Source organism: Nesterenkonia maliinae (assembly GCF_051262655.1).
Taxonomy (GTDB): domain Bacteria; phylum Actinomycetota; class Actinomycetes; order Actinomycetales; family Micrococcaceae; genus Nesterenkonia.
Window position 1 is genome coordinate 81,743 of record NZ_JBIMEY010000001.1, and the last position, 13,356, is coordinate 95,098.

The 13,356-nt window shown below is 67.2% G+C and carries 10 protein-coding genes; 5 read left to right on the forward strand and 5 right to left on the reverse strand.

The genetic code is table 11. From position 1 onward, the window contains the following. Positions 1 to 76: 76 nt before the first annotated feature. Both ACHAA4_RS00395 and ndk read left to right on the forward strand, forming a co-directional pair. Positions 77 to 556: a DUF4233 domain-containing protein gene (locus ACHAA4_RS00395; protein ID WP_435772230.1), complete on the forward strand. Its 480-nt coding sequence runs from the start codon at positions 77 to 79 to the stop codon at positions 554 to 556. Beyond that, entirely contained in the window at positions 549 to 962 is a 414-nt protein-coding gene (ndk, locus tag ACHAA4_RS00400) for a nucleoside-diphosphate kinase (RefSeq protein ID WP_435772231.1), read from the forward strand. Before ACHAA4_RS00395 ends, ndk begins: the two co-directional genes overlap by 8 nt. A gap of 73 nt (positions 963 to 1,035) precedes the next feature. On the opposite strand, the gene ACHAA4_RS00405 is transcribed toward ndk, so the two are convergent. The 4 genes from ACHAA4_RS00405 to ACHAA4_RS00420 form a co-directional block, all read right to left on the reverse strand. Further along, positions 1,036 to 2,052, reverse strand: a complete 1,017-nt coding sequence (locus ACHAA4_RS00405) for an ABC transporter ATP-binding protein (RefSeq protein ID WP_435772232.1) — start codon at positions 2,050 to 2,052, stop codon at positions 1,036 to 1,038. Next, entirely contained in the window at positions 2,049 to 2,987 is a 939-nt protein-coding gene (locus ACHAA4_RS00410) for an ABC transporter permease (RefSeq protein WP_435772233.1), read from the reverse strand. The genes ACHAA4_RS00405 and ACHAA4_RS00410 overlap by 4 nt, the downstream gene beginning before the upstream one ends. A gap of 147 nt (positions 2,988 to 3,134) precedes the next feature. Further along, positions 3,135 to 5,255: an acyltransferase family protein gene (locus ACHAA4_RS00415; RefSeq protein ID WP_435772234.1), complete on the reverse strand. Its 2,121-nt coding sequence runs from the start codon at positions 5,253 to 5,255 to the stop codon at positions 3,135 to 3,137. A gap of 140 nt (positions 5,256 to 5,395) precedes the next feature. Then, the gene (locus ACHAA4_RS00420; RefSeq protein ID WP_435772235.1) at positions 5,396 to 6,523 is read right to left on the reverse strand and encodes a hypothetical protein; all 1,128 of its coding nucleotides are present in this window, start codon (positions 6,521 to 6,523) and stop codon (positions 5,396 to 5,398) included. Between the two features lie 203 nt (positions 6,524 to 6,726). On the opposite strand from ACHAA4_RS00420, the gene wecB reads away from it, so the two are divergent. Together wecB and smc are read left to right on the forward strand one after the other, a co-directional pair. After that, a complete protein-coding gene (gene wecB / locus ACHAA4_RS00425) occupies positions 6,727 to 7,899 on the forward strand; it encodes a non-hydrolyzing UDP-N-acetylglucosamine 2-epimerase (RefSeq protein WP_435772236.1) in 1,173 nt (390 codons plus the stop codon). A gap of 9 nt (positions 7,900 to 7,908) precedes the next feature. After that, positions 7,909 to 11,583, forward strand: coding sequence for a chromosome segregation protein SMC (gene smc / locus ACHAA4_RS00430; protein WP_435772237.1), 3,675 nt, complete (start codon positions 7,909 to 7,911; stop codon positions 11,581 to 11,583). Position 11,584: 1 nt separating this feature from the next. Here smc and ACHAA4_RS00435 read toward each other — a convergent pair whose 3' ends face one another. Further along, positions 11,585 to 11,977, reverse strand: a complete 393-nt coding sequence (locus ACHAA4_RS00435) for a DUF1801 domain-containing protein (protein WP_435772238.1) — start codon at positions 11,975 to 11,977, stop codon at positions 11,585 to 11,587. A 129-nt stretch (positions 11,978 to 12,106) separates the two neighbouring features. Between ACHAA4_RS00435 and ACHAA4_RS00440 the strand changes: the two genes are divergently transcribed. After that, positions 12,107 to 13,339: an MFS transporter gene (locus ACHAA4_RS00440; protein WP_435772239.1), complete on the forward strand. Its 1,233-nt coding sequence runs from the start codon at positions 12,107 to 12,109 to the stop codon at positions 13,337 to 13,339. The last annotated feature ends 17 nt before the right edge of the window (positions 13,340 to 13,356 follow it).

The window sequence follows — 13,356 nt, forward strand, 5'->3', positions numbered from 1 at the left end:
CGAGCCGGACCACGAACCGGAACCACCTCAGGAATCAGAGCCGCAGCCCGCACGCGGCCCGAGGCAGGAGCAGAGGATGCCGAGACAGACCCGCGCTCAGCGCGAATGGCGCCCCGGACAGGTCAAGCCGCCACGATCGGTGAAGACGCTGTTCGCCTCCACCGTGCTCTGCCTGGAGGGGGTGCTGATGTTCTTCTTCAGCCTGATGGCCTGGGGGCTGAACCAGAACGAGTCCTACGCCTGGTGGCTGTTCGGCGGCTCCATCGCCCTGGCGGTCGTGCTGGTCCTGACCTGCGCGATCCTGCAGCGCCCCGGAGGCTACATCGTCGGCTGGGTCCTGCAGTTTGTGATGCTCTTCGGCTTCATCGGCGTGGCCCTGGTGACCAGCGAAGGCCTGATCGTGCCGTTGGCGGCGATCCCCGGTGTGGCCTTCATGGCCTGCTGGTGGTACGCGTTGAACAAGGGCGAACAGCTCGACGACGAGAAGCTCGACAGATTCCGGGCCGAAGAGGCCCTGGCAGAGAACCCCACTAGTGAGGAGAACAAGAATGACTGAACGCACCCTGATCCTGGTCAAGCCCGACGGTGTTGAACGAGGACTGACCGGCGAGATCCTGCGCCGTGTGGAGGCCAAGGGCTACCGCATCGCCGCGCTGCAGCAGTTCAGCGCGACCACCGAGCAGCTGGCCCAGCACTATGCCGAGCACGAGGGCAAGCCGTTCTACCAGCCTCTGGTGGACTTCATGCTCTCCGGCCCCGTCGTGGCAGCAGTGCTGGAGGGTGAGCGAGTCATCGAAGGCTTCCGCTCCCTGGCAGGCACCACCGAGCCGACGACGGCGGCGCCCGGCACCATCCGCGGCGACCTCGGCCGGGACTGGGGCGAGAAGGTGCAGAAGAACCTGGTCCACGGCTCCGACTCGGTGGAGTCCGCCGAGCGTGAGATCGGCATCTGGTTCAGCTGAAGCGCGAATGACGGCGACCCCGGGATGTTCTTCCTGGGGTCGCCGTTGCTGTCCGCCATCTGAGGCTGGCGTCCTACTTCTTGGGGCGGGACCCGCTGGCGAAGTCGACCTTGATCGGATCCAGGTGGAGCCGGGTGCGTTCGTAGACCACCTTGGCCGCACGTTTCCGGCCGTTGGACTTATGCGAGGTGTATTCCTCATATTGGGAACAGACCCACTGCGGATCGCCGTCGGCGAGCATCTCACCCTGTTCGATCCAGATCACCCGGGTACACATCTGCTTGATCGTCCCCAGGGAGTGAGAGACCAGGAAGACTGCTCCGGCGTTGGCCCGAACCTCATCCAGGCGTTCCTTGGTGCGCGCCCGGAACTGCGCGTCACCTGTGTTCAGGGCCTCATCGATCAGCAGGATGTCTGGGTCCACGGACGTGGCGATCGCGAACTGCAGCCGCGAGGACATGCCAGAGGAGTAGGTCTTCAGCGGCATCTCCAGGGCATCTGTGAGCCCGGAGATCTCCACGATCTGATCGTATTTCGCCGCGGTCTGCTCCGGGGTGAGTCCCATCGCGAGGCAGCCCAGCCGGATGTTCTCCCGGCCGGAGATCTCCTTCACCAGGGCGGCATTGACCCCCAGCATCACGGGGGTGGAGGTGGCGTAGACCTCGCCGCTGGTCGGGCGCACCTTCCCGGTGAGCAGCTTCATGAGTGTGGACTTGCCCGAGCCGTTGGTCCCGATCACCCCGACGGATTCGCCTCGGTTGACGATGAAGCTGAGGTTCGAGAGGGCATGGACCTCTGCCCAGCCTGAACCGGTGATCTTCTTGAGACCACGAGCAATGCGACCGCCGGATTCTTTGTTGCCCGTGGAGGAGCGCACCCGGTAGGTCATGGAGGCGTCGTCGACGACCATGCAGAGATTCTCGGGATCCACCTTCTGGACCACGGGCACCTGTTGGGTGAAAGGGTGGTCTTCCCCATCGGGGTCGCTGCCCTGCTCAGAATCGTCGAACTGGATCGCCAGATCTTCAGCGATCAGATCCGACTCTGAGGCACGTTGCCGGCGTGAGACATTCGGGGTCGAGGTGCTCATCGTTCCTTCCCGTAGCTCTCTTCACCATGCCAGAAGATCAGGAATCCTATGAGCATGGAACCCGCCGCCCAGGAGCCCAGCACGATCCAGCGGGCCGGGTCGGCATAGCCGTCGTAGAGCCAGGCGTGACGGATGATGTCGAGCACACAGAACAGCGGGTTGAGACTCATGACGGTGTCGAGCCAGTCCACTCCGAGGTCGGAGTATCGATCCGCGGAGAAGAACACGGCGGAGGTATAGAACAGGATTCGTGTGCTGAAGCTGATCAGGTGTTTGACGTCGTTGTGCGCGTTCACAGCTCGTGCCAGCGCCAGCGACCACCCGAGCATCACCATCAGAGCCAAGGCGATGCACGGGAAGAAGAGCAGCCAGTGCCAGGTCAGAGTGATGGGGACGTCGGCGGCGTCACCGAGCTGCATGTCTCCGATGGTCAGCACCAGGAGACCCATGACGAAGAACATCGGAATGCTCGAGAAGAGTTCCCGAACCGTGGTGGAGATGACCAAGCAGGCGCGGGGGAAGTTGAAGGCCTGAACGACCTTCTGGTTCCCCGCGATGGCATTGGCGCCGCCCGAGACCGCGGCGGTGAAGAATCGGAAGGTGAAGACGCCGATGATCAGGTAGCCGATGAAGTTGTCGACGCCGCGACCGGTGTTGAGCAGCAGCCCGAAGACGAAGAAGTACGCCGTCCCGAAGAGGATCGGGTTTAAGATCATCCACACGCGGCCCAGGGAGTCGTAGCTGTTGGCGGAGGAGACTCGTGAGTGCGAGTCGTAGTACAAGAAGTGGCGGAAGGCCCAGATCTCTCGTATGTAGCGAAAGAGACCGGGACGTGCTCCCACGCGGATGAGGCTGTTGCCATCAAGCTGGGCGACTCTGCGAACCTCGTCGAACTCCTGGTCCTCATCGGCACGCTCTGGAGCAGGTGCGGCCATGGTCATTTCCTTCCTGATGCGTCGATCTGGCAGGTCTGCCGTCTCGCTCGCATTGCCAGTTCTCCTTGCTTCGCCGACTGTCTGGAGTCCCTGGACGGGACCGGCTGAGCGCCTGCGAGTCTATCAGCGTCGGTGAACCCCACCTGGTCAGCTGGCATGGGTTGCGAAGAGTTCCGGGACCGATTCTTGAAGCGCCCGCTCGAGGTGGGGAACCATGGTCTCCACGTATTCGTTCGTCAGATGGTGGCTGTCTCGGTAGACCAAGACATTGCCGATGATCGCCGAGCACTGCTGTTCGGGACAGAAGTGCTCGGTGAGATCGAGGCTGTAGGTGTTCTCCGGCAGGTCGATCTCGCTCAGCGGATCGGTGTGGGCATACTTGCCGAAGTCTGGGGCGCAGGTGAGCTCATCTCCGCCCTCCGCCAAGCAGTTCGGGATGTTCTCCTCCGTGCGGGGAGTGCCGCGCAGGAGAAGCAGGTCACTTCCGGCATCCGTGATCTCCTCCCAACGTTCCGGCGCGCCGTCGTGGATCTCCTCATCCCCGTGTTCCTGAGGAATCGCCGTGCCGGGTGTGACCACCAGGTCAGGTTCACGTTCGGCGAGCATCTCGGGGAAATCGTCGTTCCACTCGTCGCAGGTCGTTGGCTCCGCGGGGTCATTCGCCCGGAAGACGCAGCCGCCCTTCGTCGACACCAGCACCTCCCAGTTGTGCTTCTCGGCCAGGATGATCCACGCGTTGTGCCAATGTCCTGCATGGGACCCGCCTGCGAGCATGATCGTCTTGGAGGGATCCTCCGGTTCTGCGGCGTCCTCGCAGACCAGGACCTCGCCGGACCCGGGCTGATCCCCTGTGGGTTGGTGACAGTCGGTCCGCGCATACTCGGGCACCCGGCGGGAGATGCCGCTGAGCTCGGGATAGAACTCGACGTCACGGGCCGAGTCGTCGGCATGGATGATGTCAGCACCCGGATAGAGCGTGCGATCCACGCCTGCCATGGCCATCCCGTCCTCCTGGGGAGCGGTCGTCATCTGCACGTAGGTCGTGGTCGCGACGCCGCCGATCACCATCGTTGCGGCGGCCAGGGCCAGCGTCACGATTCCGGCCGTGCGACCTCGTCCCTCCGTGGAGCGCGGCGCACGGGCGAGCGGCTGTTCGATGAAGCGGAAGGTCAGCCAGCCCAGCAGGAGCGAGGCGGCGAGCACGAGCGCAGCGTCTTCGGGGGCGAGTGCAGTGGCGTCCCGGAATTCCAAGGTGAAGATCAGCAGCGGCCAGTGCCAGAGGAAAAGGCCGTAGGCAATATCGCCGAGCCTGGTGAACGGAGTTCGTGCCAGCAGGGCCGCGGCCGTGCCCCCTCGCGCCTGGTCCTGGTCTGGATCGTCAGGCGCTGCCGAGGCGAGGATCAGCGCCATGCCCGCCAAGGGCCACAGCGCCCACGGACCTGGGAAGAGCGCGGCCCCGTCCAGGACGAGGCCACAGCTGATCACGAGCGCAAGTCCGAGCCATCCAGCGAGCGTGCGCAGGCGAGCCGGCAGCACGAGCCTGGTTCCGAGGAGCGCCAGGAGGCCGCCGAATCCAAGCTCCCAGATGCGCGTCTGGGTCTGCAGATAGGCCTCCGCCTGGTCCTGTTGCTGGACCACGAGGGCTGCGGTGAACGAGGCCACCATGAGCACACCGATGAGCGTGGCCATGGTGACGGCGGGGGAGAACCGGGTGCGCCGTGCCAGCCAGACGGCGAGAAGCGCCACCGCGGGCCAGATGAGGTAGAACTGCCCCTGCACGGAGAGGGACCAGAAATGTTGGAACGGGCTAGTCTCGGCTCCCGCAGCTTCGTAGGCGAGCTGCGAGCGGATGAGCTCAAAGTTCTCGAAGTACAGCAACGATGCTCGAGCCTCTGTGAGCAGCTGCGCGTGCTGGGTGAGTGGCAGCAGAAGAAGCCCCGCAAGAGTGGTGACCGCGATGACCAGCGCCGCGGGGGCGAGGATCCGGCGGGCCAGCCGCGCAAGGTAGCGGATCAGGTCGATGCGACCGGTGGTGCCTGCCTCCCGAAGGAGCATGGCGGTGAAGAGGAAGCCTGAGATGGCCAGAAAGATGTCGATGCCACCGGACACCCGGCCCTCGCCGAGGAGATGAAACAACACCACTCCGGCGATGGCGAGCCCGCGCAGTCCGTGGAGCTCCGGCCGATACCGACGCCGGGGCAGGGACGCGGGGACGGACCCGGAGGGCAACGAGGCGCGGGCGTCCAGGGCTGTGAGTGATCGAGACATTTCACTCGAGGGTAGCCGAGAGCGGCGTCGGATCCGGGGAAGCTTGCCTGAAGATCAGAAGCTGTGAGGCATCTCCTGCCGGAGCTCAGCGTCGAAGATCGGCGTCACGGACATCGACTCGCGGGGACGCCCTGCGTCCCTCACGCGGCCGAGTCAGCCAGCATCTGGGTGATGACGAAGGGCGCGGGCGAATGCCAGGCGCCGAACGCGGGGTACCGGTGCATGGACATGTCCGCACTGTCGCTGACGTCGGTCACGACGGCAGTCCCATCACTCTCGAGAGAGCTGACCCGAAGGTCGACCCCGCCGGCGGGGAGCCCCGGGATGGCCCATAGGGCGTCCACGGCGAGCTGGCGCATCGGCTCGCCCAGCTTGGCTGTGACGTCTACCGTGATGCCACCCGCTTTGGGGTGAGAGGTTCCACTGATGTCCCGCAGTTCGCCCACGGCAAGGACTTCTGAGGGGTTCAGGTCGAGATCCGCCAGCGCGTCCGCGCTGATATCTGGTGGGGTCTCCGCGAGGTAGGCGTTGCGACCGCGGGCAGCCACCGCCGCCTTGGACAGTGCGGCAACGTCGCTGCGACCATCGCCGATGATGAACAGCGGCAGCCGGGCCACAGCGCCCACGACCCGTTCTCCCACGATGTAGACCCGGATGTCGATGCCCGGGACGAACTCCTCGACGAGGATGTTCTTCGCGCGCCACAGAGCGGTGTTCTTCTGCGGCCGGGCGGAGTCCCAGGCCCGGGCCAAGTCCTGGTCGGTCGCGACCTGTGTGGAGATCCCGTCGCCTCGCCTGCCCACCTCGGGCTTGATGGCGACCGGGCCGCCCAGTGCCTGCATGTAGTCCCGAGCTCCCGGGAGGTCCGCCGCCGCGAAGCCGCGACCCAACGGCGTCGGGACGCTGGCTGATTCCAGGAATTCTTTGACCAGCGGCCGTGAACGCATGGCGGACTTCGCGAGGTCGCTGGTCAGTGACGTCGTGAACTGATGGACTCCGCCGATGACGCGTCCATTGCGGGTGAACGTGCGATAGCCGCTCTGCACCTCGCGGATGACGGTCTTGCCCTTCTTGGCCGCATCGAGCAGGAGGGTGTTGTTCGATTTGTGGGACGAGTACTCCTGCGGGGAGCCCCAGTCGATCGAGTGGAACTCCGAGATGAGTCGGCGCGCCGGGTCACTCGGGTCCCGGAACCTCTCAGCGTGTCGGCGTCGTTCAGAGCTGCGGCCCTGCGCCGCCGACGAGGTCGGTTCCCCTGCACTGCCCATCGCTGCGAATCTCCTCATCGGTCCAGGTCTGCTTCGATCCGGGACCATTCTAGGCCGCCGTGGAACCGGTGAGCTTCCGCCGACGTGACGGACGGTCCAGATAGGGTGGACCCAAACGTGGTGGGCTGGCGGACGCCGCTGCATGCCACCAGCCGCAGAATCCGTCACACCTGGGCGGTACCAGCGAAAGAGGAACTCATCCCATGAAGCGAATCATGCCCATCTACGGGACTCGTCCCGAGGCCATCAAGATGGCACCGATCGTCAAGGCGCTGCAGGCCAGCGACCTCTTCGAGTGCGAGGTCACCGTGACCGGACAGCACCGCGAGATGCTGGACCAGGTCAACGAGCTGTTCGGCATCGCGCCGGACCATGACCTCAACATCATCCAGCCCCGACAGACGCTCAACGGCGTGCTCACCCGCACTGTCACCGGTCTGGACGCGATCTTCGCGCAGCACAAGCCGGACGCCGTCGTCGTCCAGGGTGACACCACGACGACGACCGCCGGTGCGATGGCCGCGTTCTACTCCGGCATCCCGGTGATCCACGCCGAGGCCGGGCTGCGCTCCTTCAACCTCTACTCGCCGTTTCCCGAAGAGGCGAACCGCAAGATGACCAGTCAGATCACGGCGCTGCACCTGGCGCCCACCTCGCAGTCCCGGGACAACCTGCTGCGTGAAGCGCTGCCGGCGCAGGACATCGTGGTCACCGGCAACACCGTGATCGATGCGCTGCTCGAGGTCGCGAGCAAGCACGTGCCGTTCTCTGACGCGCAGCTCGAAGACGCCGCAGCCTCCGGCCGGGAGGTGCTCCTGGTGACCACACACCGCCGGGAGAACCAGGGCTCCGCCATGGAAGGCGTCGGCCGTGCGTTGGCCCGCCTGGCCGATCGCTACCCGGAGAAGCTGATCGTGCTCCCGGCGCACCGCAACCCGGTGGTCCGCGAAGCGATCCTTCCCGCGCTGGCCGGACACGAGAACGTCATCGTCACCGAGCCGCTGCCCTACGGCGAGTTCACCCGGCTGATGAACCTGGCCACCGTGGTGCTCACCGACTCCGGTGGGGTGCAGGAAGAGGCACCCTCGCTGGGCAAGCCGGTGCTGGTGATGCGGGAGAACACCGAACGCCCCGAGGCCGTCGACGCCGGCACGGTGCGACTCATCGGTACCGGTGAAGAGCGGGTGGTCGAGGAGGTCTCGGCGCTGTTCGACGACGCCGATGCCTACGCGGCGATGGCGAATGCGGTGAACCCCTACGGTGATGGCCACGCGGCCAAGCGCACCGTGGCGGCGATCGCGTCGATGTTTGGTCTCGGTGACCGGCTCGAAGACTTCCACCCCCAGGAGAGCTCCGCCGCGCCCGGCGGAGCGTGAGTCTGTTCCGTGCATCTGAAGACCCTCACGGTCCGAGGATTCAAGTCCTTCGCCTCGGCCACCACCTTCGAGTTCGAGCCCGGCGTCACCGCCGTGGTCGGTCCTAACGGATCGGGCAAGTCCAACGTGGTCGACGCCCTGGCCTGGGTCATGGGTGAACAGGGCGCCAAGTCGCTGCGCGGCGGCACCATGGAGGATGTCATCTTCGCCGGGACCACCGAGCGGCAGCCGCTGGGCCGCGCATCGGTGTCGCTGACCATCGACAACTCCGACGGCGCGCTGCCGATCGAATATTCGGAGGTCACCATCTCCCGGACGATGTTCCGCGCCGGGGGCAGCGACTACACGATCAACGGTGCCAAATGCCGGCTGCTCGACATCCAGGAGCTGCTCTCCGACTCCGGGCTGGGCCGGGAGATGCACGTGATCGTGGGGCAGGGGCAGCTGGATCAGATCCTGCAGGCCACACCGGAGCAGCGGCGCGGGTTCATCGAGGAGGCCGCTGGAGTCCTGAAGCACCGCCGCCGCCGCGAACGCAGCGTGCGCAAGCTCGAATCCATGCAGACCAACCTCTCCCGGCTCGAAGATCTGATCAGTGAGATCTCTCGGCAGCTGGCCCCGCTGGGCCGCCAGGCCCGGGTGGCCCGCCGCGCCCAGCGCATCCAGCACGATCTGCGTGACTCGCTCTCCCGACTGATCGCCGATGACCTGGTCCACGCCGCCACCGCGCTGAACGAATCCAGCCGGGGTGAGGCTGAAGAGCGGGAGCAGGCCGAGCAGCTGCGCGCCTGGCTGGCAGCCCAGGATGCCGAGATCACCCAGTTGGAGCAGCAGGCGGCAGACCAGCGCGCCCACGCGGAGAAGCTCCTGGCAGGCCACCACCGGCTCGAGCAGGTCCAGGAGCGCCTCCGCTCGGTGGCCTCCCTGGCGGAGGAGCGCGCCCGTAGCCTGCATGCCTCCGCCGTCGTCCAGCAGACCGGCCGCGACCCGGAGGCGCTCCTCGCCCAGGCCCAGAGCGTGGCCGAGCAGGCCGCGGAGCTCGAGGCCGAAGTCACCGCGGCCCGGGACCGGCTCGAGAGGTCCTCTTCGGAACGCGCCGCCGCCGAGGAGGCACTCAAGCTCGAGGAGACGCGGCTGACCGAGCAGCTCCGCGCCGTCGCGGATCGACGCGCCGGACTGGCCACCCTCCGGGGTCGCATGGACACCGCCCAGGGGCGCATCGACGCCGCCGAATCGCGCCGGAACCGTGCACAGGAACAGGGCGACGCCGCCCGAACGGCGCAGCAGCGAGCGCGCGGGGAGTTCGCGGAGCTCGAACAGCGCGTCGCCGGCGTCGAGACCGGCGAGGAGGACCTCGACGCCGCCTACGAGGCCGCGCACCAGCGACTCGAGGCGCTGCGCAGCGCCCACGTCGAGCAGCGGACCCAGCAGCAGCGGCTGCGCACCACCATCAGTGAGCACCGCGCTCGACTCTCCGGCCTCTCTGCAGCCCGCACCCCTCGTGATGGGGCGGCGGCGCTGCTCCGCCGTCGGGCCACCGACATCGAGGCGCCGCTGGCGCAGCGGCTCCGGATCACCCCGGGATGGGAGACCGCGATCGCGGCCTGCCTGGGCAGCCTGGACGCGGCGCTCACCGTCAAGGACGCGAAGACCGCGGCGCAGGCGTTGAGCTGGCTGGCCGCCGAAGACGCCGGCCGTGCGCATCTGATCCACCCGGTGGACGCTGAGTCCGATCCGACCCGCCCGCAGACCGCCTCCCAGCACGCCGCCCGTGAATCATCCGCGTTTGAATCAACCGACACTGAATCACCCGCCTCTGGACATCTGGCCGGTGAACTCCCGGACGGGGCGACCTGGGCCCAGCAGGTGGTCAGCGTCACCGAGGACGTCGAGGTCCCGGTCCACGCCGCGCTGACCGGCGTCGTGCTCTGCGCTGACCAGCGCCAGGCCGCAGACCTGCTGGAACGTCGGGAGGTCCGCTGCGCGGTGACCGCTGAGGGCATCGTGCTGCGCGCCGGAGAGCAGATCGGCGGCACGGTGCTGGAGAACTCTGATGTGGCGATCACCGCGCAGATCACCGAGCTCACCGAGGCCCTGCAGCTCCTCGAGCTCGAGCTCGAGGAGCTGACGGCTGCGTCGGAAGCTGATGAGTCCGAGGTCAATGCGGCGGAGCTCAAGGTCGAGGAGACCCTGCAGGCGCTGCACGCGAACGACGCCGAGATGCACGCCACCACCGAACAGCTCGGCCGGCTCCACGCCGAGCTGGCCCGCTCGGCCGAACGGATCGAACACTCCGATCAGGAGATCCGCGCGGCACAGGAGTCCGCCGTCGAGGCGCGGCACCTCCTGGGGGAAGCTCAGGCGCGCCTGCAGGCGGCGCAGAAGGAGGACACCGAGGACGAGCCCTCCAGCGCCGACCGCGACCGGCTCTCGGCCGCCGCGAGTGCCCAGCGTCGCGAAGAGGTGGACGCCCGGCTGGAGCTGCGTGCGGCGGAAGAGCAGCATAAGCAGATGCTTGAACGCGCTGCGGCCCTGCGCCGCAGCGCCACCGCCGAAGAGGCTCGCAGAGAAGAGGCGCAGAAGGTGGCGCGCGCGCGGAGCTCCCGTGCTGCCCAGGCCGAGGCCGTGCAGACCGAAGCCGAGGCCGCTTTTCACGCGCTGAGCACCGTGCTGCACCGCTCGCAGCGCACCCGAGCCGCCGCTGAGACCGCCGGGACAGCGATCCGCGAGCGGATCCGCGCGCTGCGCGCCGACCGCAAGACCGAGGCGGCCGAGCTGGAGGCCCTGACCGCGGCGCTGCACCAGGCCGAGCTGACCCGCACCGAGCTGCGTCTGAGCCTGGAGGCCGCGGAGGCCCGCGGACTCGAGGAGCTCAGCCTCACCCCGGAGTATCTGATCGAGCACTATGGACCGGACCAGCTGGTGCCTGACCCCGAGACCGAGGGGAGCACCGAGCCCGCCGAGCCCACCGAGCCCCGCGCGCCCGGCGTGCCCTTCGACCGGTCGGAGCAGGAGAAGCGGCTTGCCCAGGCCCGGCGGGACCTCAAGGCGCTGGGCAAGGTCAACCCGCTCGCCCTGGAGGAACATTCGGCCCTTGAGGAGCGTCACACCTACCTGCAGGATCAGCTGACCGACCTCAAGAAGTCCCGGCAGGATCTGCTCGACATCATCGCCGATGTGGATGCCACCGTGGAGAAGGTCTTCACCGAAGCCTGGCTCGACACCAAGGTGCAGTTCGAACGGGTCTTCGCCCGGCTCTTCCCCGGAGGCGAAGGTCGGTTGGAGCTGACCAATCCGGAGGACATGCTCAACACCGGCATCGAGGTGCAGGCGAGGCCACCGGGCAAACGGATCCGTCGGCTCTCGCTGCTCTCCGGAGGCGAACGCTCGCTGACCGCCGTCGCGCTGCTGGTCGCGATCTTCAAGGCGCGGCCGAGCCCGTTCTACGTGATGGACGAGGTGGAGGCCGCCCTTGACGACACGAACCTCTCGCGGCTGCTGGTGATCTTCGAGGAGCTCCGCGAGTCTTCTCAGCTCATCATCATCACCCACCAGAAGCGCACGATGGAGATCGCCGACGCGCTCTATGGGGTGTCGATGCGGCAGGACGGCTCCACCCGGGTGGTCTCTCAGCGGCTGGCGGGGACCGAGGAGCTCGCCGCGGCAGAGCTCACCACGCCGTGACTCACCACGCCGTGACCCTCCGATAGGAGTCGGCGATGATCTCCTCCAGCACACCGAGGTCCACCTGCTCCAGGCGCGGCACGTAGAGGCAGCCCACCCCGGTGCTGTGCTCACCGAGCCGCGCCAGCCGCTCCGCATGGGCGTCGACCCCTTCCGGCAGATAGATCGTGGTGGCCGCACGCCGGGGCGCGAATCCGGCGGCGGGGGCATCCCCCTCGCGGCCCGACTCATAGCGGTAGTGATACTGCCCGAAACCCACGATGCTGCCCCAGAGCAGCGGCTCCTCGCCGGTGATCAATCGCATCAGCTCCACCATTCTCCGCGCGTCACGCTGCCTGACCTTCGGGGAGACTGCGTCCAGGAAAGTTTCCAGACTGCCACCGGTGGGTTCCATCGAACCGCCTCTCGTGATGCTGTGCCCCCATGGTGGCACAGCGTTGTTTCTGCGGGACAGGGAATGCGTCCAGGGTTCGTTGCGTTGAGCAACGAGGACGAGCAGTGGTGCAATGACAGGAGTGGCTCAATGGCACGTGGCACGGAGATCGGGATCCCTCCTGAGCTGAAGGTGATGATCGCCTCGGCCTTCGTGATCGCGATCGGCTTCGGCATCGTCGCGCCGATCCTGCCGCAGTACGCCTCAGACTTCGGGGTCTCCGCGATGGCCGTGTCCGCCGTGGTCTCGGCCTTCGGACTCTTCCGGCTGCTCTTCGCGCCGGCCTCAGGCAGGCTCACCCAGTGGCTGGGGGAGACCCCCGTCTATGTGATCGGGCTGCTCATCGTCGCGGCGTCCATGATCGCCACCGCGTATGCCCCCAGCTACGAGCTGCTGCTGCTGTTCCGCGCCCTCGGCGGCATCGGGTCGACCTTCTTCACCGTCTCGGCGATGACCTTCCTGGCGCGCAAGTCCCCGCCCACGATCCGCGGCCGCGTCTCCGGGGCCTATGCCTCGGCGTTCCTGATCGGCAGCGTCGCCGGTCCGCTGGTGGGCTCGGGGCTGCTGGTCTTCGGTCCCCGGGTGCCCTTTCTGGTCTACGGAGGGGCGCTGGTGGTGGCCGCGGCGATCGTGTTCATCATGCTGCGCCAGTCTCGCTTGGAAGACCGCGGCCGCAAGGAGGAGCGCGAGAACGCCACCCTGGCGGAGGCCTGGCAGCACCGCGGGTACCGCGCTGCGCTGACCGCCGGGTTCGCCAATGGATGGGCGACCTTCGGGCTGCGCAACTCCGTGGTTCCGCTCTTCGCCGCCAGCGCCTTCGTCGGCTCCGGATGGGTGTTGGACTCCAGCCAGCTGGCCGGAGTCGCGCTGGCCACCTTCGCCGCGGGCAACGTCGCGGCTGTGCTGCTGTTCTCGCGCCGCTCTGACCGCTACGGACGACGACGCCCCATCATCATCGGGCTCGTCATCTCGGCACTGGCCACAGGACTGCTCGGTCTGGCGCCGAGCCCGTTGTGGCTGCTGCTGCTCAGTGTCATCGCCGGGGTGGGCACCGGGTTGATGAACCCGGCTCAGCAGGCGGCCATCGCCGACATCGTCGGCTCGGGCCGCAACGGCGGATCCGTGGTCTCGACCTTCCAGATGACCCAGGATCTGGGGTCGATCGTCGGTCCGCTTCTGGCCGGATTCCTGGTGGACCAGCTCGGCTATGCCTGGGCGTTCGGGGTCACCGGGGTGATCCTGATGTTCGGAGCGCTGGCGTGGACTCAGGCTCCCGAGACCCTGGAACCCGAGGAGGAGCCGGCTGCTCCCGCGCAGTCCTGACGCACCGGCCCTGACGC